At 54.7% G+C, this 21,209-nt stretch carries 29 protein-coding genes; 27 read left to right on the top strand and 2 right to left on the bottom strand.

What is annotated here, in order from left to right; genetic code table 11:
• The first annotated feature begins 71 nt into the window (after positions 1 to 71).
• The 23 genes from AC3ZPD_RS21550 to AC3ZPD_RS21660 all read left to right on the top strand — a co-directional run bounded on the left by AC3ZPD_RS21550 (position 72) and on the right by AC3ZPD_RS21660 (position 17,705).
• Positions 72 to 791 carry a phage minor capsid protein gene (locus AC3ZPD_RS21550; protein WP_490986323.1) on the top strand — a complete coding sequence of 240 codons (720 nt, stop codon included), beginning with the start codon at positions 72 to 74 and terminating at the stop codon, positions 789 to 791.
• 89 nt (positions 792 to 880) lie between these two features.
• Positions 881 to 1,582, top strand: a complete 702-nt coding sequence (locus AC3ZPD_RS21555) for a phage scaffolding protein (protein WP_490986324.1) — start codon at positions 881 to 883, stop codon at positions 1,580 to 1,582.
• A gap of 90 nt (positions 1,583 to 1,672) precedes the next feature.
• Positions 1,673 to 2,764: an SU10 major capsid protein gene (locus AC3ZPD_RS21560; protein ID WP_490986325.1), complete on the top strand. Its 1,092-nt coding sequence runs from the start codon at positions 1,673 to 1,675 to the stop codon at positions 2,762 to 2,764.
• 59 nt (positions 2,765 to 2,823) lie between these two features.
• Positions 2,824 to 3,030, top strand: coding sequence for a hypothetical protein (locus AC3ZPD_RS21565; protein ID WP_490986326.1), 207 nt, complete (start codon positions 2,824 to 2,826; stop codon positions 3,028 to 3,030).
• A gap of 15 nt (positions 3,031 to 3,045) precedes the next feature.
• Entirely contained in the window at positions 3,046 to 3,444 is a 399-nt protein-coding gene (locus AC3ZPD_RS21570; protein ID WP_490986327.1) for a hypothetical protein, read from the top strand.
• A 28-nt stretch (positions 3,445 to 3,472) separates the two neighbouring features.
• Positions 3,473 to 3,766, top strand: a complete 294-nt coding sequence (locus AC3ZPD_RS21575) for a hypothetical protein (protein WP_490986328.1) — start codon at positions 3,473 to 3,475, stop codon at positions 3,764 to 3,766.
• On the top strand, positions 3,763 to 4,191 hold the full coding sequence (locus AC3ZPD_RS21580) for a hypothetical protein (RefSeq protein WP_490986329.1): 429 nt from the start codon (positions 3,763 to 3,765) through the stop codon (positions 4,189 to 4,191). Before AC3ZPD_RS21575 ends, AC3ZPD_RS21580 begins: the two co-directional genes overlap by 4 nt.
• Positions 4,169 to 4,546 carry a minor capsid protein gene (locus AC3ZPD_RS21585; RefSeq protein WP_490986330.1) on the top strand — a complete coding sequence of 126 codons (378 nt, stop codon included), beginning with the start codon at positions 4,169 to 4,171 and terminating at the stop codon, positions 4,544 to 4,546. Before AC3ZPD_RS21580 ends, AC3ZPD_RS21585 begins: the two co-directional genes overlap by 23 nt.
• A gap of 73 nt (positions 4,547 to 4,619) precedes the next feature.
• Complete coding sequence (locus tag AC3ZPD_RS21590) at positions 4,620 to 5,147, top strand: hypothetical protein (RefSeq protein WP_490986331.1); 528 nt, start codon at positions 4,620 to 4,622, stop codon at positions 5,145 to 5,147.
• A 53-nt stretch (positions 5,148 to 5,200) separates the two neighbouring features.
• Positions 5,201 to 5,590: a hypothetical protein gene (locus tag AC3ZPD_RS21595; RefSeq protein ID WP_490986332.1), complete on the top strand. Its 390-nt coding sequence runs from the start codon at positions 5,201 to 5,203 to the stop codon at positions 5,588 to 5,590.
• A 14-nt stretch (positions 5,591 to 5,604) separates the two neighbouring features.
• Entirely contained in the window at positions 5,605 to 5,892 is a 288-nt protein-coding gene (locus AC3ZPD_RS21600; RefSeq protein ID WP_490986333.1) for a hypothetical protein, read from the top strand.
• Positions 5,893 to 5,930: 38 nt separating this feature from the next.
• Positions 5,931 to 10,271, top strand: coding sequence for a phage tail tape measure protein (locus AC3ZPD_RS21605; protein WP_490986334.1), 4,341 nt, complete (start codon positions 5,931 to 5,933; stop codon positions 10,269 to 10,271).
• Complete coding sequence (locus tag AC3ZPD_RS21610; protein ID WP_490986335.1) at positions 10,268 to 10,816, top strand: distal tail protein Dit; 549 nt, start codon at positions 10,268 to 10,270, stop codon at positions 10,814 to 10,816. The genes AC3ZPD_RS21605 and AC3ZPD_RS21610 overlap by 4 nt, the downstream gene beginning before the upstream one ends.
• Before the next feature lie 84 nt (positions 10,817 to 10,900).
• Positions 10,901 to 11,299, top strand: coding sequence for a phage tail fiber protein (locus AC3ZPD_RS21615; RefSeq protein ID WP_490986354.1), 399 nt, complete (start codon positions 10,901 to 10,903; stop codon positions 11,297 to 11,299).
• Positions 11,300 to 11,318: 19 nt separating this feature from the next.
• The gene (locus tag AC3ZPD_RS21620) at positions 11,319 to 12,554 is read left to right on the top strand and encodes a hypothetical protein (protein ID WP_490986336.1); all 1,236 of its coding nucleotides are present in this window, start codon (positions 11,319 to 11,321) and stop codon (positions 12,552 to 12,554) included.
• Between the two features lie 15 nt (positions 12,555 to 12,569).
• On the top strand, positions 12,570 to 12,818 hold the full coding sequence (locus tag AC3ZPD_RS21625) for a hypothetical protein (protein ID WP_490986337.1): 249 nt from the start codon (positions 12,570 to 12,572) through the stop codon (positions 12,816 to 12,818).
• 123 nt (positions 12,819 to 12,941) lie between these two features.
• Entirely contained in the window at positions 12,942 to 13,460 is a 519-nt protein-coding gene (locus AC3ZPD_RS21630) for a phage distal tail protein (protein WP_490986338.1), read from the top strand.
• An 18-nt stretch (positions 13,461 to 13,478) separates the two neighbouring features.
• Positions 13,479 to 15,590 carry a phage tail protein gene (locus tag AC3ZPD_RS21635; RefSeq protein WP_490986339.1) on the top strand — a complete coding sequence of 704 codons (2,112 nt, stop codon included), beginning with the start codon at positions 13,479 to 13,481 and terminating at the stop codon, positions 15,588 to 15,590.
• 54 nt (positions 15,591 to 15,644) lie between these two features.
• Entirely contained in the window at positions 15,645 to 16,199 is a 555-nt protein-coding gene (locus tag AC3ZPD_RS21640) for a stalk domain-containing protein (protein WP_490986340.1), read from the top strand.
• Between the two features lie 95 nt (positions 16,200 to 16,294).
• Entirely contained in the window at positions 16,295 to 16,495 is a 201-nt protein-coding gene (locus tag AC3ZPD_RS21645; protein ID WP_490986341.1) for a hypothetical protein, read from the top strand.
• A complete protein-coding gene (locus AC3ZPD_RS21650; RefSeq protein ID WP_490986342.1) occupies positions 16,492 to 16,731 on the top strand; it encodes a BhlA/UviB family holin-like peptide in 240 nt (79 codons plus the stop codon). Before AC3ZPD_RS21645 ends, AC3ZPD_RS21650 begins: the two co-directional genes overlap by 4 nt.
• 6 nt (positions 16,732 to 16,737) lie before the next feature.
• The gene (locus AC3ZPD_RS21655; protein ID WP_490986343.1) at positions 16,738 to 17,517 is read left to right on the top strand and encodes a M15 family metallopeptidase; all 780 of its coding nucleotides are present in this window, start codon (positions 16,738 to 16,740) and stop codon (positions 17,515 to 17,517) included.
• The gene (locus AC3ZPD_RS21660) at positions 17,517 to 17,705 is read left to right on the top strand and encodes a hypothetical protein (protein WP_490986344.1); all 189 of its coding nucleotides are present in this window, start codon (positions 17,517 to 17,519) and stop codon (positions 17,703 to 17,705) included. The genes AC3ZPD_RS21655 and AC3ZPD_RS21660 overlap by 1 nt, the downstream gene beginning before the upstream one ends.
• Before the next feature lie 58 nt (positions 17,706 to 17,763).
• On the opposite strand, the gene AC3ZPD_RS21665 is transcribed toward AC3ZPD_RS21660, so the two are convergent.
• Together AC3ZPD_RS21665 and AC3ZPD_RS21670 are read right to left on the bottom strand one after the other, a co-directional pair.
• Positions 17,764 to 18,120, bottom strand: a complete 357-nt coding sequence (locus AC3ZPD_RS21665; RefSeq protein WP_490986345.1) for a hypothetical protein — start codon at positions 18,118 to 18,120, stop codon at positions 17,764 to 17,766.
• A 58-nt stretch (positions 18,121 to 18,178) separates the two neighbouring features.
• Positions 18,179 to 18,394, bottom strand: coding sequence for a transcriptional regulator (locus tag AC3ZPD_RS21670; protein ID WP_490986346.1), 216 nt, complete (start codon positions 18,392 to 18,394; stop codon positions 18,179 to 18,181).
• A 140-nt stretch (positions 18,395 to 18,534) separates the two neighbouring features.
• Between AC3ZPD_RS21670 and AC3ZPD_RS21675 the strand changes: the two genes are divergently transcribed.
• The 4 genes from AC3ZPD_RS21675 (at position 18,535) to AC3ZPD_RS21690 (ending at position 20,973) form a co-directional block, all read left to right on the top strand.
• Entirely contained in the window at positions 18,535 to 18,744 is a 210-nt protein-coding gene (locus AC3ZPD_RS21675; RefSeq protein WP_490986347.1) for a hypothetical protein, read from the top strand.
• Between the two features lie 92 nt (positions 18,745 to 18,836).
• Positions 18,837 to 20,084, top strand: coding sequence for an FtsK/SpoIIIE domain-containing protein (locus AC3ZPD_RS21680; protein ID WP_490986348.1), 1,248 nt, complete (start codon positions 18,837 to 18,839; stop codon positions 20,082 to 20,084).
• On the top strand, positions 20,085 to 20,714 hold the full coding sequence (locus AC3ZPD_RS21685; RefSeq protein WP_490986349.1) for a replication-relaxation family protein: 630 nt from the start codon (positions 20,085 to 20,087) through the stop codon (positions 20,712 to 20,714).
• Positions 20,698 to 20,973 (top strand): hypothetical protein, encoded by a 276-nt coding sequence (locus AC3ZPD_RS21690; RefSeq protein WP_490986350.1) that lies wholly within the window; start codon positions 20,698 to 20,700, stop codon positions 20,971 to 20,973. Before AC3ZPD_RS21685 ends, AC3ZPD_RS21690 begins: the two co-directional genes overlap by 17 nt.
• The last annotated feature ends 236 nt before the right edge of the window (positions 20,974 to 21,209 follow it).

Here is a 21,209-nt window from a genome sequence, read left to right on the forward strand (position 1 = left end):
GTTTAACTGGCGCTTACCGCGTTGCTGTTGCCGCTATCCTGGCGGAACTGCAACGCACGGACTTATCGGCAATGACGCGCGCTCAAGCTCAAGCAACGCTCGCTTCGGTTGCGAAGATACTCGCAGGCCTAAACGAAGAGTCGGCCGAATGGGTTAACGCGAACATCCCGAAGGCGGCGACTGATGGTGTTATTCAGGCGATTATCGGACTCGGCGTAGTCGAAACGGTCGAGGAAGCGGAGAAGATTGCGAAGTTTAGCCGCGTGAATAAGGAGCTCGTCGCCTCGGCCATTGCGGACACGCAGGCGGATCTGCTAGCGGTTACTCAAAACGTCGAGCGCAAAGTTCGCGCAGCCGTGCGCCAGGCTACCGCGGACTCGTTCCGGGCGAATCTCGCAAAAGGCGTTAACGGCCGGCGGACGATATCGCGCGATATTCTCGACCGGATGCGCAAAACGCTCGGCGACGCGGTAAATACCGGAATTATTGACGCAGCCGGGCGTCGTTGGAAGCCGGAAGTTTACGTAGAAATGGTCACGAGAACGAAGTTATTAAGCGCGCACCGGGACGCCACGATGAATGAGGCGTTAGGGCGCGGAGTACAGTACGCACGTATATCGAGACACGGCGCAACGGATGCGTGCAGATTTTACGAAGGATCAATCGTTAAACTTACGCCGGATGCGCCCGGTGATTACCGCTATATTGGCGATTTGAACCGGCGCGAGATATTCCATCCGCATTGCAGACACGTTATAACGCCTGTGCGCGATCCTGAATCGACGCTGTAGGCGTTTTTTTGTTTTGTCCAGACGTGGAATGACGTTAAACTCTACGGAAATCATGCGCTACGCGGCGCTTAAACGCGGGAGGAAACGAAATGACAAACGAACAAATTCGCTATAGATATCCGTTAAACCTGCAGCTATTCGGCGAGGAAGACCCGGAGCTAACTCCGACCCCAACGCCAGAACCGGAAAAGACGTTCACCCAGGCGGAACTCGACCAGATTATCGCGGACCGAATCGCGCGGGAACGTAAGAAGACCGAAAAGTTTGCGGACTATGACGATATTAAAGCGAAGCTCGATGCGCTAGAAAAGGCGGAAGGCGAACGTAAGAAGGCGGAATTATCCGAAGCTGAACGCCTGCAGGCCGAGTTAGAAGAAGCGCGTAAGAAAGCGCAAGAGGCCGAAGAAGCCAAAAACGGCGCGCTCACAACGGCAAATCAGCGTTTGATTAACGCAGAGTTTAGAGCGTTGGCTCGCGAACATAAGATTCCGGCCGATCGCGTGACTGCTGCGTTGAAATTGGCGGATTTGAGCGGCGCGACCGTAGCTGATGACGGCAACCCCCAAGGCGTAGAGGACGCGGTCAAGGCGTTGCTAGCTGACAATCCGTACCTGGCCGAAGTCGTGCAGGATAAGCCGAAACCGATCGGCAGCCCTAGCGGGGGCAGCGGCGAGCCCGTTGACAAGACGAAGGAGCAATTACTCGCGGAGGCTAAGGAGAAAGCGATGAAGAACGCCACACCGACGGCAATCGCAGAGTATACGCAGCTTAAACGAGAATTATCGAGATAAAGACCGCCTAATCATCGGTGGTCTTTTTTATTTTGCGCACGCACTTTAGTGCGTTAACCTACAAAACCTAAATAAACGGAGGAACAACACATGAGTAAGATTTTTAATGAGGATCTGATCGGTAAGCCTGAGTCGGTAACAGAGCAGATTTTGATGCTGAACCCTAACCAAACGCCAATGCTGTCCATGCTTGGATTCGCTAGCCCTGTATCGCAAGTTGAGCACATCTGGTTCGAAGACTCCATGTTCGCAACCGAATCCACGACTACAGCTTCCGCACTTATCGACGCAACGGCCGTCGTAGTAGCATCCGTTGAACCATTCCGCGTGTCTGACGTTGTTAAAATCGGCGAGGAGTTGCTGAAAGTAACCGCGATTAACTCCGGTACAAAGACGTTGACTGTAACGCGTGCTTACGCGGGCACTACCGCGGCCGCCGTATCCAGTGGCGCAGTCGTAGCATTTCAATTCACTGAGTCCGTAGAAGGTCGCGACGCAATCGACGCACGCTTCAAGGCTCGCGCACGGAAATCGAACGTGACGCAAATCTTTACCGACACCGTAGAAATTACGGGTACAGCGGCTGCCGTTGCGAACTACGGTATCTCCGATTTGTACACGTACGAGCAATCGAAGAAACAACTCGAACTTGCGCTGCAGTTGGAAAAAGCGATCATCAACGGTGTTAAATACGAGTCCGGTTCCGTACGCCAGATGGCCGGTCTGCGCAGCTTGATCCAAACCAATGTAGCTAACGCTGGAGGCGACGCGCTGACGTTGGATCTGATCGGAGACAGCTTGCAGGACATTTACGAAAAAGGCGGATTCGCAACCGGCGGAAACTACGAAATCGTTGTGCCGGCGAAGCAAAAGCGCGTAGTATCCAAGTTTGACGCGAACCTGCAATCGCTTAGTCGCGAGGATGCCGGCCGCGGTACTGTGGTCACTCGGTTGCTTACGGACTTTGGCGATCTACCAGTGTCCATCAACAACAACCTGGCTGCCGACGAAATCCTCATCATCGATAAGAACCGCGTCATGATTCACCCGTTGCAAGGCCGCGACTTTACGCATGAATACCTGGGCAAAAAAGGCGACTACTACCAAGGCATGCTTGTCGGGGAATATACGCTCGAACTGCACCAAGAAGCCGCACACGCACGCATCAAAGGTCTGGCGTAAGCCGACCGCAAATAGGCGGGGAGGGCACGCGCCTTCCTCGTTAATTATGGAGGTTTACGATGGCTAAATACACGTCTCGCTACGCTGAACTAGCGTTCTATGTTGACGGCGTTAAGCGCAAGTTTAGCGGTGGCGTATTTGAAACGGAAGATACGAAAGAGACCGCAGTGTTGGACGCGTTGTCCGATGCTTCACGCAAGGATAAACCGGAGGAAAAGGCGCCAGCAGCACGCAAGCCTGCCGCAGCTAAAACCTCCGACAAATAAACGGAGGGATGGCGCATGGCAGTAACGGTAGAAAACGCAGATGCGTACATCAACGCGAACTGTATCGATATTGACGAATGGACAAGCGCAGACGAGGCGAAAAAACAACGAATAGTTAACGTCGCTGCTCGGGATCTCGCGGGTTTCTATCCGAAATATATGATACCGGACGCCGCGGTGTACGAGTTTGTCAACGTTTTGGCTACGGCTTACGGCGACCAGGTACGGCCGGCCCGACTCGGCATTACGCAGGAATCGATCGCCGGGGCGGTATCGACGTCGTTTAAGGAATCGGAAGTCGGCGGATTGGGCGGAAGCACACGTAAGTATGTGCCGCAAACAGCGCTCGACATTATCGGTGCGGAGAACGGTGTAACTCTCTCGAAGCGCGCAGCGAAATGGACGGTGATGTGACGTGGCACTTATCGCGTTACGACAAACCGTGACCATCTCGCCACTAGCCGGCACCGATCCGGATTACGGCGATCCGATTTACGGTGAGCCCTACGTGGCAAAGTGCCGCTTTGACGAGCGGATGAAACTCGTACGGAATCAGCGCGGAGAGGAAGTCGTCAGCACCGGGCGTTTCTTTCTTGACCGTCTGGCTGGCGTAAATCCTGGCGATAAGCTCACGTACACCAATGAGTTAGGCGCGGTGACGACCTACGATCCGTTAAGCATAGGCGTAATACGGGATGCGGTAGGCAAGCCAGTTCTAACGGAGGTGAACGTATGAGCGTCGAATTTGAGTTCGATCTCGGCCCGGTATTAAAGAAGCTTAACGGATCGGTAGACGACGCGAAGATCGCCGCAACACTCGGCGTACAGGACGCGGCCTACGACTTGCTGCAGAAGTCGCGGGACCTCGCGCCATTGGACGAAGGGATTCTGCGGGGAACCGCGTTTGCTGACGTGGAGGAAGAAGGCGACGAATTTACGGCGTCCGTCATTTATAGCGCAGTCAACGAATCGGCGAGCGGCGAGCGGTACAACTATGCGCTCCGTACGCACGAAATGGATACGTATAAGAATCCGACGACGCCCGGCACCGGTCCGAAGTACCTGGAGCGGCCGCTCAAAGCGAACGCGAAGCGCTATCAACGAATGATTGCGGAAGCTTTACGAAAGGGGCTGCGGAATGTTAACGGTAGCGGAGATTAACGCGCATATCCGGACAATTAGCGGACTTAGCGGCCTGACTATCGTGGGCAACGAGTTCGCATCGGATAGTCCGGCGGATTGCGCATATACGCGGATCACCGGCGGATATTCTCCGTCAGAGTGGACGAGTAAGAAGCGACCGTCGTTTCAGATCGTTTTGCGCGGAACGTCGGCGGCTACGGCCGAGACGCGAGCCAATACGATTTATGACGCGTTGCACGGTAAGACCGAGTTTGATCTCGGCGATACCCGCGTCGTCAAGTGTCTGGCGGATCAGAGCGCGCCGCTATACCTCGGTAAAGACGAGAGTGCGCGCGTCCTGTATTCGCTTAATTTTACGCTAACCACAGTTTAATAACGCACGGTAGCAAGGCTGTCCGATTATGGGCGGCCTTTTGTCGTGCTCAAATATAAGGAGGAATCCACGAATGGCTCAAGATTTTACGAAGATCGAGATCGGCCCGGCGATTATCGAGTACGGGGAGGGTGCGGATATGGTCACGTTTGAAACTACGATCGGCGGCGTCGTTTTGACGACCGAAACAACTTACCGGGACCAACTCACGGACCAAACCGGTCAGACCGTAGTGGGACGACGTATTACAGGACGTAACGTCAGCGTGACAATTCCGTTTGGCGAATACGAACTATCCGTTATCCCGAAAATCATGGTCGGTGCAGAGGCGGTTACGGGCGAGGACGGCACGAAAGTCATCATCAAAACCGGAGTTGGGACGGATTTGCTGTCTGCGGCCAAGAAAGCGGTAATCAAGCCAATCGCGCACAAAAATGACCCGGACTACTGGGCGACGCTGCCACTCGCGTTTCCGCAGACCGACCTCAACTACCAGTACAACAACGACAACGAGCGCATCACCAACGTTACGCTGCAATCCTCTCCGGACGCGGCCAACGTAGTCCTCATCCTCGGAGACGAAGAAATCACCGCGGCTTAATAAACGGGCGGGCTTCGGCTCGCCTTATCCTTTTTACGTAAGGAGCGAAAATAATGCGCATTTTGCGTTCAGATACGGTTAAAATCGGCGGAAAATCCGTGCGAGTCGGCAAAATTACAATCGCCCAATGGCGAGAACTATTCACGGTAATCAATACGCTGCCTCAACTTCTCATTACGGTAATGACTGCAGCACCAGACGAGCGTCTACCGTTCTTCCTTGTCGCGGTTGAACGATCTCTTGACGACGTTGTTAACGCGACGTCCGTACTAACCGGTTTGGAGACGGAGTGGCTCAATAATAACGCCTCGGCTGACGAGTTGTTTGCGTACTTTGTTGCGGTCGCCAAAGCGAACAATTTCGGTGATCTCCTAAAAAACGGACAAAGCGCGCTGAAACTGGCGCAACCGGCAACGGCACAAGCGGTTCAGGGCGCGGTTTAACGTTAGACGAATATTTGACGGAGTGCGCGATAAGGCTCGGCAAAACGCAGATTGAATTTGAGAACGGCTACTACGTTATGGACTTGCTGGACGTGATGGACACCCACAAGCGTGTTAATGCGCAAGATACGCTCGATCGGCTTAATACGCTAGTAATGTCGCATACGACGGATGCCGAAGGATTCAAACGTTATACGAATGAGTTGCAACGCGCAGCCGGATACGGCCTGGCGGACAGCCTGCCGAAATTCGACCAGTCCGGATTCGAGCGGCTCAAGCTGAAAATGAAAATCGGAGTATAGCGCCTTCTACGGGCGCTTTTTATTTTGTCCGGAAGCAGGTGAATAACATTAGCGAAGCAGTAGACATCGGCGCGATTCGCGCGAAAATTACGGCGGACACCTCGGGCTTCGAGTCCGGCATTAACAAGGCGAAGGCCAAGACGCAAGAACTCGGCGCGTCCGCTAAGGCCGTATCGAGTTCGTTCGGCGCGTTAAACACGGCGCTGCGGGACGTTGGCGTATCGTCGGCGCAGATTACGAAGATTAACGAGGCTCTCCGTAAGGCGAATCCGGAGTTATTTCGGAAGCAGGTAGCGGCGGCGACCGCTGAGCTTAAGAAGCTAGGCGCAAGCGAGGCGGATATCGCGAAGGTAACAGCGCAGATGGAAAAGAGTGCTCAGGGGGCCGGATTGCTATCGAAAGAGCTTAAAGCCGTCGGGGTCGCTTACGCAGGAATCGCGGTAGCTCTCGGTGCTGTATTCGCAAAATCCGTAAAAACAGCGGCCGATTTTGAGCAGGCTATGGCGAAGGTTAAATCGATATCGCAGGCGACCGGCGACGAACTCGCACGGCTGCGCGACCAGGCGCTAAAGCTAGGCGCATCCACCGCATTTTCGGCGTCCCAAGTTGCGGACGCGCAGTCCGTCCTAGCGCAAGCTGGGCTTAAAACTAACGACATTATAGACGCACTCCCTGGCGTACTTAATGCGGCGGCTGCTGCGCAGATTGATCTCGCCACGTCGGCGGACATTACGGTATCGGCGCTGAACGGCTTCGGACTGGCCGCGTCTGAATCGGCGCGCGTTGCGGATGTGTTAGCGAAAGCGTCCATCGATACAAACGCGGATATGACCGATTTGGGAATGGCTATGAAGTACGTTGCACCGGTTGCGGCGAACATGGGCATTAGCATCGAGGAAGCCTCAGCGGCCATTGGTGAGTTATCTAACGCGGGCATCAAAGGTGAACAGGCCGGTACGAGCCTGCGCGCGATCCTCCTGCAATTAACGTCGCCGTCGAAGGAAGCGGCGTTCTACCTGCAGCAACTCGGCGTAAGCATTGCGGACTCATCCGGTAAGATAAAACCGTTTTCCACGATTGTCGGCGATTTGCAGAGCGCATTCACACGGCTGACACAGGCGCAGCAAGCGGACGTCGCGAGTACGCTCGTAGGACAAGAGGCGGCAAGCGGATTTTTGACGCTGATCACGCAAGGTAAAACGACACTCGACAATTACACGATCAGCCTCCAAAATGCCGGAGGAACAGCGGCCGAAGTTGCCGGCGTACAGATGGATACGCTCAAAGGCGCCACGCTCGAACTCAAAAGCGCGCTTGAAGGCGCCGGCATTGCGGTGGGCGATACGCTCATCCCGGCCGTACGTGGAGCGACGGAGTTTCTGACGAGTCTAGCGTCAGGTTTTACGAAGCTGAGTCCGCAAGTACAGTCCGCAATTATCGGATTTGCTGGAGCATCGGCGGCAGTGCTCGGATTGTCTGCGGCTGTTGGCGTATTGTCTGCGGCGTTTGCGGCACTGGACATAGCGTTTCCGATTCTCGGGGCTATCGCGCTCGCGGTAGGTGCTGTTACGGCCGGCGTGTCCGCGTTGGTGGCACGTTCGCACGAAGCGGCCGAGGCGGTAAAGCAGCATGACGCGGCGCAGAAAGAATTGAACGACACGCTCGGAAAATCTCCGCTTAACACGACGGTCGATGACCTCGAAAAGCTGCGCGATAAACAGAAAGAGACCGCGAAAGTGGTCGGAGATCTGACGGAGGCGCTGAAAGAACGCAGGGCAGCGCAGGACGCGGCGGATAAGGGCGGCACGACTCCTGCGTTGGTTCAGGCGGTGCTTTCTGCTACGGATAAAATCAAAGACCTAAATAAACAATTGAACGCGCTTGGCTACGACAACCTCGATCAGGCCCGCGCGAGCATCGATAAAATGGGCGAAGCGATCAAAAACTCGACAGCCGCTCTTTTTGCGGAGCATAAGGAAGAGATTGCCGCGCTGGCGACACGTAAACAACACGTAGACGCCCTGGACGCGTCACTCAAACGCTACGAGCAACTGGCGGCTAAGCAAAAACTGAGCGCGGCCGAAACGCAGGAACTCGCCGACGTGACGCAAACGCTCAAGAAGGAGTATCCGGATCTAAACGGTAAGATTGACGAAAATAACCGGATTCGCACCGACGGAATTAAGATTGTTGGCGAGCAGATTAGCGCGGAGAAGAAGTTCGTGGACGAAGCGGCCAACTCGCAGCAAACGTACATTAACAATCTCGTTAAGACTACGGAGGCCCAGCGGGCCCAGGTTGCCGCGCAGATTAAGAATTACGAAAGTCTGCTCGCTGCGATGCGGCTCGTCGATGCCACGCGGTCGAAAGTATCGTTACTGAGTTCGGACACGTCGCTCGGTGCTTCTCGCGGGTTAACCTCCGGTGCGGGAGCGTTCCTAGACGCACGTAATGATGCCGCTCGTATGGCGGCCGGTGCAACGAATCCGGGAGTTGCCGGAGACCAGACGCTTAGCAATCTCAACGCCAAGAAGAACGAGGCATATGCGCAGCAAGACGCGTACGATCAGGCGATTAAAGAGATGAAGCAAGCGCAGGCATCGCTCCAAAACGGCAGCTATGCGAGCACCTCGATTAAGAATCCGATCAACCTTACGCCACCGGAAAAAGCGAAGAAGCAGACCGGCAAGACAGCGGCCGAACTCGCGGCCGAAGCGGCCAAAAAAGCGTTTGATGCCGATATGGCAACCGTCCGTTATAACGCGGAGATGTTCGATCAAACCGCAGACCAGCAAATCGCTGCGTACAAAAAGGTGCAGGCCGCGCATAAAGCGTACTTGGCGACGAATATCGAAGACGAGCGCGCGCTTAACCTGCAGCTCAAACACCTCGCCGAAGATAGCGCCAAGTCCCGGTACGATGCGTCAAGCGCTTGGATCGAAAAGGATCAGCGGAATATGGAAGAGGCCGGAAAGACTGACGTACAGATGGCGGAACAGAAACTGTCTGCATGGACTCGCGTCCGTAACCGGTATAAGAAGGACTCCGACGAATATGTTAACGCGGACAAAGAGGTTTACCAGGCGCGTAAGGACTTGGCGAACGCCCAAACTGCGGAGCTAAAGAAGCAGTACGAAGCCGCATCCGATTCGATAGATGTAGAGGCGCGGCGTATGGAGGAGTCCGGAAAGTCAGAGGCGGAAATAGCGGCGTATAAACTGGCTAAGTGGACGGAGTTACGCGAGACATACGGGAAAGACGCAGATCTCTACAAGGAGATCGACAAGGAAGTTTATGACGCGAAGAAGGACCTCGTCGAGAAAACGAACGATCTCGTAGAGGATAGCGTTAAGAAACAGAAGGACGCGATCGATGCCGCAGAGAAAGCCGAACTCGATTCGATAGAGAAGCGGAAGCAGGCGGCCCTCGACGATTACGATTCGCGGATTAAAGCGATTGACGAGATCATGGCGGCGCAGGACCGGATGAACACGGAGGCCGATTGGGAGACACAACTAGCGGAGAAACAGGCGCGGCTCGCGTTGCTGCAGTCCGCTGTCGGACCGGAAGGTATTCAGGAACGCGAAGACCTCGCGAAGGACATCGACCGCATGCAACTCGAGCACGACCGCGACCTCGCGAAGCAATCGCTGCAGGACCAGAAGGACGCGCTGCAGGACGAAAAGGATGCGAAGTCCAAAGCGTTCGACGACGAAAAGGACGCGACCCAGGCGCAGTATGACGCGCTCAAATCCGCGTTCGAGGACTATTCCGGCGATATAAAGGGGATCGAGGCCGCAGTGTCGGCGTTTCGTGTATCGCAGAGCGCGACCGCTAACAACCAGATTCTCGCCGATCTCGACACGTTCATCACGCAATATAACGCGAAGATGTCACAGCTTGCGACGGCAAACGGTTCGCAGGAGGACGCTGACTTGGCGGAGTATAACGCGAACAAGGACGCGTATGACGCGGCAAAGGCACGGGGCGACTCCGAAACGATGGCGCAACTATCGGCGCGTAACGATGAACTCCGGCAGAAATACGGCATCACGTCGGATACCGGCAAGCTGCAGCACTTTAAGGACGGCGGCTACATTCAGGGCGGCGCGGGTCAGGCGGTTCCGGTCATCGCGCACGGGGCTGAACTCATCCTAAACCCGCAACAGCAGGCGACGCTTTGGAACTTGCTTAACGGAGGTGTATCGGTCGCAAGTTCCGGACTATCCCCGAGCGCACAACCGCAGCAGATCGTTAACCAATTCGACATGTCCATCGGAAGCGTTGAGGCGGCCGATCCGGAAACAGCGCAAGCGCTCGTCGACGAGCGTGTCCGAGTGGCCGCGCGTATCCAAACGCAAGGGGTGAAACTGCGGTGATTAACTACGACGTACGCGTTAACGGAACGTTGCTGTCGGCGGTGGGGGCTTCGCTGTTTGAGCGGCGCCTCCCGGTTTTGCCGGGCGAAGAGGAGAACACGGTCAAACTCGCGGGAACAGACGGGGTAGTCGATTTCGGCAGCACCTACGGGTCGCGAACGATCGACATGACGTTCGAAATAAACGTGAGCCCGGCCGAGTTCCACCGGGCGCTTGCGCAGCTTGCCCGTATATTTAACGCTAAGCGCGGCGAGCTGACGATTGAGTTTACGGACATGCCCGGCAAGTATTATCGCGGAGTCTACACGGGCACGATGGCGCTCAATACGGTGGGATCGCGCCTGCTCGACGTCAGCATCCGCATGAATGACCCGTGGCCGACCGGTGCCGAGCGCGTAACCGAGACAACGCTGATCACCTCGCCAGCAACCTTAACGATTGATACGGACGGCGATGTCAACGCGCAGCCTACGATCGTGCTAACGAATACCGGGACGAATACGATTCACGGATTTACGATTACGAACGAGTACACACTCGATTAAGCAACGCAGGGCCGTCCTTTTGGGCGGTCTTTTTTGTTGCGCAGAAACGCGCTACGTGCGCGAAAGGAGAACGAAGAAATGGCGATGCAAATTTCGAACTACTTGGCGGACGCCTTACTAAACGCTGTTCTACGGGGAATCAATTTTACGCCTCCGAACGAGGTGTTTATCGCGCTGTACACGTCCGACCCCACGGCAGCCGATACAGGCACGGAGGTAAGTGGCGGCTCATACGCACGTAAGGCGATCACATTCGCGGCGCCGGCGGGGGTTGGCGGTAAGCGGACGGCGGCGAGCGACATTGACGTAGAATTTCCGATTGCGTCGGCGGACTGGGGACTCATCACGCACGTAGGATTGCGGGATGCAGCAACAGGCGGACGTCTGCTATTCTCGCGAGCACTCGATAACCCGCGTACGATCCAGTCCGGCGATAAGCCGAAGTTTCTGGCGTCCGGTACGACGGTAGCATTCGCACAATAAACGGAAGGAGGTCGAATAAATGGCGCAAATGGAAATGTATAGCGCCGTCGTAAACTCGCCAGTTACGGAGTTGGCCGCGGGCATTAGCGATACAGATACGACAATTAGTGTACTCAGTATCGCGGGACTCGCGGCTGCTCCCGGCCTGCTTACGATTGGCACGGATGAGACGGCAGAGACGATTCAGTATGCGGGCATCAACGGGAACGACTTGACGGGATGTACGCGCGGATTTAACGGGGCGGCGAAAGCGTGGACGGCGGGAACGAAGTGCGGGCGTAACTTTACGGCCTATGACCATGAAGCGTTTCGCGGGAACATTGCGGACCTGGATGCGCGACTTGTTGTGGTGAAAGATACGGCAGATGCTGCGGAGACTCCGGCGGGCGCACAGGCGAAAGTCGACGCGCTTTCTGGCGAAGGTAACACCAAAACGGTCAAGCAGTTGGACGACGATCTTACTGCGCACTTGGCGGATTATGTTCGGCAACCAGCGTATGCGGCAACGGCAGGCGACCCAACGGCGTATACAGTTACGCTAGACCCTGCTCCTAGCGATTATGTTGCCGGCATGGGCATAACTATCGTGCCTCACGTGGACTGCGGCGCGGAACCTACGCTTAACATTAACGGGCTGGGCGCCGTCTCTCTCAAGGATCAAAAGGGCAATACATATGCCGCCGGTAAGTTGGTCGCAGGTAAGCCGTACACATTTAGACATGTGGGTACGGATTTTTTGGCAGATAGCGGCAGTGGGGCAGAGGGCAACGCTGTCGCAGGGGATTTACGGTCAGGGAAAACGGCTACTGTTGCGAGTGGGGATGTTATCACGGGTACGCTGCCGGTGAGAGATTCCGGGGGGGCGGTGACGGTGACGCCGGGGGCAGCGGCGCAAACTTTGCAGGCTGGTATTTATGATAGTCCGATTACGGTAGATGCATCTCCAATCTCAGTTGTATTTGTTACGCGCACTGTAGCAGCTGGGTCTACTGCCACATTTAACTTTGGCACAACACGTCCAAGCACCGTTATATATCGCTCCCACGCTTCTCAGTCCATGACAAATATTATGTATGAAGCAAATCGGGTTATGTGGGGTGTAGACTTCGGTGCAGCAAACCCTTTATTTACATCAGATGCCAGTACCCGGTCTGCCTATATGGATGCTAACGGTGGATGGACAGGGGGGAGTAGAAGTATTTTGAATCGTTACAGTGCAACGAATACCATAGATGCATATGGATATTATTTCTGAGGAGGATGAATAAAAATGACGCCGGAAGAGATTGAATTTTTAAAAGATAACTTTGAAGTATCCTTGCGGTTTAGGGGACAAGATAACTATGGGGATTTTGATATGTACACAAATTTTGAAGTATTCGACGGGTTTTTCGGCCAGATTATCAGGGACGGAATTACGGCAGGTAAAACACCAGATCAAATAAAAGCGGACATGGTAGCCTCCGATCCTGACAACCGCCTAGGATTTAATAATTATCTTTTTAAAGCGCCTGAATAATCGGAGCGCTATTTTTATGCGTATTTGGATGAAACTGCGCAACACCAGCAGCGCCTATTGAGGCGTTTTTATTTTGCCCTCGGTGCCGATCCGGGGGCTTTTTATGCAGAGAGGAGGCCGCCAATGTTCGGAGGCCCTTATAATCGCTTGCCCTTCGGACGCACATACGCAGTCGAGACGTTGTTCTCCGTAACCTTCGAATCGACAACGGAAGTCGCCACACGCCTATCGCTGGAGTTTCCGGTAACTATCGCGTTCGAATCGCAGACGGAACTAGGCGCTACCATGACGCGCGAAATCGTACTCGCCACGGCCATCGAATCGGCAACGGAGTTATTTACGCAAATGACGCGGGAGCGGTTTTTCGCCTCCGCGTTTTCTTCTTTAACGGAGTTTATCGCGGTCCCCAAGTATACGCACGTCGATACGATAACGTTTACCGGAGATTTTACGCCCGGAGACCGGCTAGTCATCGATACTCGCACGCAGACAATTACGCTTAACGGCGTCAATGTCCTCGATAAAATGGGCGGCGACTTTTTCGATCTCATTTACGGTGATAACGCGATTACCTATGCAGACGGCGAGAGCAGCCGCCAAGTCCTCGCTCGCGTAACGCATCGGGACCGCTATTTATACTAACGGAGGTGAGCCGGCCGCATGGCGAACTATTTACAATCGTACGATAAAAACCTGCGCCGCGTCGGCATCTTAACGCAAGCCTACGATATTCAGCGGACACGGCGGATTAACGCGGACGACACGATTACGTTTTATGTGCCGATGACGAGCGCCGACTTTACGGACAAGTTGCCGCTAAAAGGCCACGTTAAGGACGAGCGCGGCCAGTACTACGTAATCAACTCACGCCAACGGGTGCGGGACGGCCGCAAGCTTACTGCGCAGATCACGGCGACTCACGTCATGTTTAAGCTTACGGATTACAAGTTCCCGTACGCGTCGTATATTCCGGAGGCGTTCGGCGTCCAAATATCGCAATTAACCGCGCTCATCCAGGCCGCAACGGGTGGGCGCTTTACTATTTCGGTGGACGATACGTTCGATCTCGTTGACGTTAAGGACTTCGGGCGCGGTACGTGTCTGCAGGCGCTAAACGATATCGTCGCGCTATACGGGGCCGAAGTGGAGCCGGACAACTTTACGATTCACCTGCGGAAGAAGATCGGCAACGCGGCGTCGCCACTACGCTATCAACTCCGCAAGAACCTCGTAAGCGCATCGTTTACAGACGACGGGTCCTCGCTGTGCACACGCTTATTCGCGCAGATGAAAGACGGGCGGACATGGATCGGACAGCCGGCGTCGATTCTTACGGCGGATGAGCGGGCGCGCCTCGCACAGATTCCGGGCGCGATCGACTCAAGCGGAAACCTCGCCGTCAACTATCTCGTTAGCCAATTTGCTGGCGCATGGGGCAGCGATAGCGTGCCGTTTTTCGACGACGAGTTTATCGACCAAGACGTAACAGATCCGCTCAAACTGCTCGAACTGGCGCGGAAAGCGTTGGCCGAGCGGGAAGTGCCCGCGCTTGAAATTAGCGTAGATGCGGCCGACCTGTTCAAGCTCGACAAAACGGAGCCGAAGCCGGCCCTCGGCGATACCGTCCTTTGCGTAGATGACGAACTCGGCCTGACGGCCATCAGCGCCAGGATTACGGAGTTAACGGAGTATCCTTATGCGCGCGACAAGCACTCGCAAGTAACGGTCGCCAACGTGATGACACGAGACTACGCGCAGATTATCGCGGACCTAGACGCGTCCAAGCGGACATTTACGGACTTGCTTAGCGGTGGGCGGATTCGGGCGGATGCCTTCGAGGAGTATGCGCGGCAAGCAATTACAGATATCACGAACTCGAAAACGGAACTTAGTTATCCGCCAGAGGGCGGCATTCTAGCGCAGGACAAGGCGAATCCGCTGAATCAAGTACGGCTAACGTCCGCGGGCCTTGGCGTATCGACTGACGGGTGGAAAACAATCCGGTCCGCGATTACGGCGCGCGGGGTTGTGGCGGAGACGATCGTCGGCCAGCTCGGCTCGTTCGTATCGATGCTGATTGGCTCTGGTAATAGCGTCGTGCAAATTAATACGAACGGAATCGCGGCAGGTAGCGCAACGTTCGGTAACGCTCCAGCTCGAATTGATATGCAGGGTAACGCGGTATTTAACAAGTTAACGGCCAACTCAGCGCAGATCAACACGTCGAATCTTAACGGGTCTACGTGGGTAGACGGATATTTCAGCGGCAACGTGACGGCGCTAGGAACGATCACCGGCGGGCTACTGCGTACGGCTGCCAGCGGTGCGCGCTTTGAGACGGATGCTCAGGGATGGCGCGTATATGATAGTAGCGGAACGAAGCGGATTTCAATTGCGCAGAATAATACGTACGGGATGAACGCGATTGAGTTTGGCGGTGGAGGTGGCGGTTATATTAACGGGGGTGATTCGCTATTTAGCATAACGTCGGTAACGAGTATGATTATCGCAGCATTAGGCGGATCACTTACGGTGCAGGGTAGCGCGGTGTTTCGAGATAGCGTTACGTTCAGCAGCGGTGCATCCGGCATTCCGATTTCTGGGGTGACGGGACTCCAGACGCAACTAAATTCTATTAGTACTGCCTTAAATGATGTTCCAGCCAAATCTCAGACTGCAACTAACCTCGCCTTTGACCCGTCTACAAGAAACCTTAAACTTTTCAGTGTTACAGGCGCACTTTTGGCTCAGGTTAATATTCCTGCCGCGTGACCTAGCAAGTAAGCCGGTGTATACTGGGGTTAATAGGAAAGGGAGGTAATATTCATGAAAAAGAAACTTTATGCCGGTCTTGCTGGCTTACTACTCCTTGGCTCATTAACCGCAGTTGCTTCGGCCGCCAATAACTCGCTAATTGGGAAGAAAGTTCAGAGCGTAATCGCGTTTACAGTGAACGGTAAATCCGTTAAGGACGCGGTGATAATCGACGGGACAACCTACGTACCGGCTCGCGCATTCGCGGATGCCAACGGAGCGAAGATCGCTGTCGAAGGAGGGACGGTTAAGATGACGACGACAGAAAGTGACGCCAGTATTGTAGCGGAGATCAAGGCTAAAGACAGGATAGAAACATTGAAACGTAATATACTGCTGTGGCAGGCGGTCATCGATGGGAACAACGAGGCTATCATGCAACTCCAGTCCGCGATTGATCAGGGTAACGAAATGAACGCGAAGGCCGGCCCCAACGATATCAAAATCGATAACTCCGGTCCACAGGCGCGGCTCGACGCTACGAAGAAAGAGAACGTGGAGACGCAGGCAAAGATCGACGCAGCCAACGCGGAAATCGCGCAACTCCAGGCGCAACTAAACGGATAAACGAATAATCAACGCAAGGGTGTGGCCGTAATGGTCGCGCTCTTTTTATATATCGCAGAAATCGCGACATTTACGTTGCGAACGGAGGGGATACGATGAAAGCACGCCATCTTATCGAATTAACGATCGACGCCGCGCAACCGGCCGCAGAGTTGTCCGCAGTCATTAACGTCGTGCTCGCGACATTGCCGACGGTCGAAGCTCGCGCGGAAGTCATCCGGCAGCTTGACGGCGAGATTACCGCGGCATTACTAGCGTTCGAAATCGCCGGAGACGGGGAGGAAGCGGAAGTATGACGGAAGTGGACGTACTTAAATACTTTCTAACGCAAGGGCCATTCGCGGTACTATTCGTGTGGCTCCTCATTTACGTTATGAAGACGAATAAAGAGCGCGAGAAATCGATGCAAGAGGAAAACAGTAAGCGCGAAGGGCGCCTCCAATCGCTCCTCGATAAGTTTAGCGATAAGTACGATCTCATTATCGGTGAGCTTCGCGACCTAAAAGAGCGGCTCCCGAACGGAAAGGATTGACGCAGAATGACGTTAACAATCGAAATCGAATATGTACGCTCGAAGTCCGCGTCGAAACTGGCCGGGCTTATTCCCGTTGTCCAAGCGGCGACGGCGGCGCTCATTGACCGTTGCTATGCCCGCGGCGTGCCGATCGTAATCACGCAGGGGCTCCGTACAATCGCGGAACAGGACGCTTTATACGCGCAGGGCCGGTCGAAGCCGGGCGCAATCGTCACGAATGCGAAAGGCGGCACATCGTACCACAACTTCGGAGTGGCCGTGGACTTCGCGCTGTTGATGCCGGACGGCAAGGCGGTGTCGTGGGATATGGCGCGGGACGGTGACGGCGACGGCGCAGCCGACTGGGACGAAGTAGTTGCGGAGGCCAAAGCGCTCGGTTTCGCGTGGGGTGGCGATTGGACTTCGTTCAAAGATTATCCGCATTTCGAGATGACGTTCGGACTCACGACAGCTCAGTGGCGCGCGGGCAAGCGGCCGTCTCAGGCGCAGATTGACGTAGCCATGGCGAAGATTAATAAAACGGAGGTTGATGACGAAATGACAGCGGAAGAAAAGGCGGCGTTTAAGACGCTGCAGGATACGGTTGATGCGCAGGCTAAACGGATCGCAACGCTGGAGGCAAGTGCAAAGATGGCGGATATTCCGGCATGGGCGCTAGACGCGTGCGTGGCTGCGAAAAAGTGCGGCGCGGTGGATACGACAGCGGGCGGCAGCATGGACTTTTACCGCGTGATTACCGTAATGTACCGGCGCGGATTTTTCGACGAAGGAGGTGCGAAATAATGGCGATGATTCAACGATTAAAGAATCCGGTATTTATCGCGGCGGCGGCGGGATTTGCGTACCAAATCCTCGCGAAGTATAACGTAGCGCCTGACTTCGGCATGTGGCAGGTCGGCGTCGACATCGCAAGCTACGTATTGATCGGGGCCGGCGTTTACAGTACGTTTAAAGCAACCGAGTCTAAATAAAAAGAGCGCAGTTCTCGCGGGAGTGATTCCGTTGGGGACTGCGCTCTTTTTTTTTTGTTTACGCTTCGCTTTGACTGGTCGCTGCGGATTGGATAATAGTGTCGCGCAACTGTCGGTCACGTTCGTAAGCGTGCGTATCTGAGCTAGCAATCGTAGCCTTAATATTAGCAAGCTTTTCATGGACGAGCAGTGCGCTCGCAACTACCGCAAAACCTACGCCGGCTACGATAATGCCAACGCCCCTTGTCGCGATGATCGTGTAGTTATAAGCATCCCCACCGACCACGTGCCCAAACATGCTCCCGTCGGGATTATACTCTGAACTGTAGTCCCCGTAGTGGTACATAGTAAACATTCCAAAAGCCACAAGAACCAATGCTACAAAATAAAACAATGATATGAACCCTCTTAACATAAACACACCTCTTCTGATAAACGTTTAGTTACATTTTACCAGAAAAGGACAAGTATTACTACGCCCAAAAGTCCGTTTTATCCACGCGTTTCCCCGTCAACTTTGCGGCAGCCTTTGCGAGAGCGTCCTTCGTTAACTCGCGCATGGTTGGCGCAACCTCCGCGCAGGCCTTCGATACCGTATCGCGATTTAAACCGCTCACCTTCCGCACCTGCTCCTGTGTGACTCCGTGTTTATCGATAAACCTGCCGTATCTACTCCGCTTCTTAAACATCGCCGCGCCTCCGTACTCTTTCCGATTTATATTACGCAGTTTGGACGAGTCTAGCGAAATTTATACGTAGAAATCGGAAAGACGGACAAACGGGCCTGCATATGTATTTAACATCCCAACTACGAGAGAGGATGTTGCGAATGTTTAACCTCGTTCCGTTTATCCAATTGGCGATGGCCGGCCTGGCTGCGCATGTAATCGAGCGCAAGCTTGAGCGATCCGGACATGGTGGACACGTGATACTCGTTAAGATTGCTACTCATGCAATCTGTACAGCAATACTTTTGTATCAATGGCGCGATCTTATTCGGCATGTCGGCTATCTGTTCGGCGTCCATGTGCCGTGGTAACTCATGTATCTACAACAGTATCGTTACAGCAGTAAAATAAGCAAAAGAGCGCGGAACAATAGGAAAAATCAAAAATGTTAGGAGCGAAGCGAATGATAATGAGCGGAGTGACTACGGCGGCAGCCGTCAAATTAGCGGGAGCGGGCGGAAGTTTGGCATCAGCCTGGGCGGTATGGTATACGCATCCTAAACGCGTCATCCGGCGTAAACTCGAGCGTGTCTTTCGCGTCGGGAATCTCTATTACCGTTCCGCCGGCTACAAAGGGCGCGAACTCCGGTCGTACCCGTCCATTATGCGCGTCAATACGTACCTTGACCGGACGGAAGTCACGTTTAAACTCGCAGAGGGAATGGACCCGGCCGAGATCGCGAAAAAGGCGTGGCTATTCCGGCAGGTGTTCGGCCCGGCTGCGGAAATTGATATCGGAGAGGATGCGCGAACCGTTACGTTTAAGCAGTATCGAAACGGCATCGCGCAATACGAGTATGTTGCGGAAGAAGTAAGCGCATGCCTCGGCGGACTTCACATTCCGATTTACGTCGGCCGGTCCCGATCCGGTGATATCGCGTACGACATGACGGAGCATCCGCATCTTCTTATCGCAGGAGAGACCGGAAGTGGCAAGTCGGTCGCGCTGCGGTCGATACTTACGACGCTCGTGCGTAGTGTCGACGCCGATAAGCTCGAGCTGTATTGTGCGGATATGAAGCGCAGCGAGTTTCACTTATTCCGCGGAGTGGCGCGCGAAGTGGTGACGGATGCGGCAGGACTCCATCCGATTGTTCAACGGATCAAGCGCGAGATGCGTAAACGCGGCGATAAACTAGATGCGGCTGGCGTTGCGCATGTTAACGACTTGCCTGCGGGAGAGCGGCCGCCATACATCATGCTCGCGATCGATGAGGTATCGCTGCTTAAACGGGAGAAGGACGTTATGGAAGGCGTAGAGGAAATAAGCGCGATTGGGCGGGCGCTCGGCGTGTTCCTCGTTCTCTCGATGCAGCGGCCGGACGCGGACGTACTCGACGGTAAACTCAAAAACAACCTCACCGTACGCATGGCGTTTAGGCACGCGGATGAAATCAACAGCCGGATTACGATCGGCAGCGGGGAAGCGGCGCACATTAAACAATCGGAGAAAGGGCGCATGATTCTAAAACTCGACGGGTGCCAATTCGTGCAGGGACCGTTTCTCGACGTTAAGGAAGCGCGAGACCTATTGGCGCCATATAAGAAATCGGAGCCGGCCCGGAAAGATCGCGGAGATTACACAACGCTCGGGCCTGACGAGTATCACGTTTATCCGGAAGAGACTCCGCTCGAATTGGGGGTGATATAGATGAATGCGCGCGACAAAGCGATCATAGCGGACTTGGAACGGTTTCGGTGTCTCGGCCGCGACGATATCGTTGAGCTGCACTTCTCGCACGTTAAGCACCCGGTCACGCAGGCCAATATCGTGCTCAAACGGCTGCGGCGCGACAATCTCGTTAAGTGTTCGACGGAGCGGCGGAAATATATCTACTTCGCGCCAGATCGTAAGATCAAACCGGACTCACAGAAAATCGCGCACTTCCTCGCTATCGCCGACTTCTACAGACGTGTGCGTAGCGTAGAGGAACCGCGCCTGTTCGAAGTCGAACCGAAGGTGGGCGGCAAGGGAAATCCGGAGCCTGACGTATTCATGATATGGAAGGGCGCGCCGTGGTACGTTGAGATCCAGCGGACACAGTATACCGGGCGAGTCATGGCGGAGAAACTGAACCGGTACGAAACGTTCTATACGGATGGCGCGTGGGAACGGGAGCCGTGGCAGCCGGCCCAGCGGAAGATATTTCCGTATGTTTGGATTGCGGGCGTTGGCGCAGGCCGCTACGAAATCGGCCGACGGCCTTACCGTGTGTTCCAAGGCAGCGTAGAGGAGTTCGTCAATAAAAACGGAGGTGCAGCGAATGGCAACGGTAAATAAGACGCTACTTAAACGGATGGCCAGCGAAATGTCGACCGGAGTGATTGCAGGGATGATCGTGGACTATGCGCAGGGAATTACGCATATAGATAACGTAGACGAGGCGACCCTGGACGTAGTGGGCGCGATTGAGACGCTCGCCGGCGAATTGAAAGCGCGAGGGAGCGGGGCGGTACCGAAGCCGAAGCGCGCAAAGAAACCGGAGGAGCCTGCGGTAGTCGAAACGGTAAGAAATAGCGCGGTATTTATGCGCGATTGATATAACCGGCCAAGTCCGTTATAATAACGTTGGGACACGCTGAAAGGCGCACAGGATTGCGCATCTAACGGACACATCCCGACTAAATGAACGATGAGGTCACCGTGTATCTGGCGAGCAAATGGCGTGAGGTAGCCGTACATATAGCGTGTTTTATGCGGAGGGATAGCGAGTTTAGACTTAAAATCCTGCGGTAGGTGACTACCGTACCGGTTCGATCCCGGTCCTCGGCATCT

It is taken from the genome of Paenibacillus mobilis (assembly GCF_058267595.1).

Coding starts and splice junctions, on each gene's coding strand:
- AC3ZPD_RS21680 (WP_490986348.1), top strand. CDS start 18,837: ATGATAATGAGCGGAGTGACTACGGCGGCAGCCGTCAAATTAGCGGGA.
- AC3ZPD_RS21580 (WP_490986329.1), top strand. CDS start 3,763: ATGAGCGTCGAATTTGAGTTCGATCTCGGCCCGGTATTAAAGAAGCTT.
- AC3ZPD_RS21665 (WP_490986345.1), bottom strand. CDS start 18,120: ATGTTAAGAGGGTTCATATCATTGTTTTATTTTGTAGCATTGGTTCTT.
- AC3ZPD_RS21675 (WP_490986347.1), top strand. CDS start 18,535: ATGTTTAACCTCGTTCCGTTTATCCAATTGGCGATGGCCGGCCTGGCT.
- AC3ZPD_RS21620 (WP_490986336.1), top strand. CDS start 11,319: ATGGCGCAAATGGAAATGTATAGCGCCGTCGTAAACTCGCCAGTTACG.
- AC3ZPD_RS21555 (WP_490986324.1), top strand. CDS start 881: ATGACAAACGAACAAATTCGCTATAGATATCCGTTAAACCTGCAGCTA.
- AC3ZPD_RS21595 (WP_490986332.1), top strand. CDS start 5,201: ATGCGCATTTTGCGTTCAGATACGGTTAAAATCGGCGGAAAATCCGTG.
- AC3ZPD_RS21560 (WP_490986325.1), top strand. CDS start 1,673: ATGAGTAAGATTTTTAATGAGGATCTGATCGGTAAGCCTGAGTCGGTA.
- AC3ZPD_RS21640 (WP_490986340.1), top strand. CDS start 15,645: ATGAAAAAGAAACTTTATGCCGGTCTTGCTGGCTTACTACTCCTTGGC.
- AC3ZPD_RS21660 (WP_490986344.1), top strand. CDS start 17,517: ATGGCGATGATTCAACGATTAAAGAATCCGGTATTTATCGCGGCGGCG.
- AC3ZPD_RS21655 (WP_490986343.1), top strand. CDS start 16,738: ATGACGTTAACAATCGAAATCGAATATGTACGCTCGAAGTCCGCGTCG.
- AC3ZPD_RS21565 (WP_490986326.1), top strand. CDS start 2,824: ATGGCTAAATACACGTCTCGCTACGCTGAACTAGCGTTCTATGTTGAC.
- AC3ZPD_RS21690 (WP_490986350.1), top strand. CDS start 20,698: ATGGCAACGGTAAATAAGACGCTACTTAAACGGATGGCCAGCGAAATG.
- AC3ZPD_RS21685 (WP_490986349.1), top strand. CDS start 20,085: ATGAATGCGCGCGACAAAGCGATCATAGCGGACTTGGAACGGTTTCGG.
- AC3ZPD_RS21670 (WP_490986346.1), bottom strand. CDS start 18,394: ATGTTTAAGAAGCGGAGTAGATACGGCAGGTTTATCGATAAACACGGA.
- AC3ZPD_RS21630 (WP_490986338.1), top strand. CDS start 12,942: ATGTTCGGAGGCCCTTATAATCGCTTGCCCTTCGGACGCACATACGCA.
- AC3ZPD_RS21635 (WP_490986339.1), top strand. CDS start 13,479: ATGGCGAACTATTTACAATCGTACGATAAAAACCTGCGCCGCGTCGGC.
- AC3ZPD_RS21645 (WP_490986341.1), top strand. CDS start 16,295: ATGAAAGCACGCCATCTTATCGAATTAACGATCGACGCCGCGCAACCG.
- AC3ZPD_RS21590 (WP_490986331.1), top strand. CDS start 4,620: ATGGCTCAAGATTTTACGAAGATCGAGATCGGCCCGGCGATTATCGAG.
- AC3ZPD_RS21615 (WP_490986354.1), top strand. CDS start 10,901: ATGCAAATTTCGAACTACTTGGCGGACGCCTTACTAAACGCTGTTCTA.
- AC3ZPD_RS21650 (WP_490986342.1), top strand. CDS start 16,492: ATGACGGAAGTGGACGTACTTAAATACTTTCTAACGCAAGGGCCATTC.
- AC3ZPD_RS21570 (WP_490986327.1), top strand. CDS start 3,046: ATGGCAGTAACGGTAGAAAACGCAGATGCGTACATCAACGCGAACTGT.
- AC3ZPD_RS21550 (WP_490986323.1), top strand. CDS start 72: ATGACGCGCGCTCAAGCTCAAGCAACGCTCGCTTCGGTTGCGAAGATA.
- AC3ZPD_RS21625 (WP_490986337.1), top strand. CDS start 12,570: ATGACGCCGGAAGAGATTGAATTTTTAAAAGATAACTTTGAAGTATCC.
- AC3ZPD_RS21585 (WP_490986330.1), top strand. CDS start 4,169: ATGTTAACGGTAGCGGAGATTAACGCGCATATCCGGACAATTAGCGGA.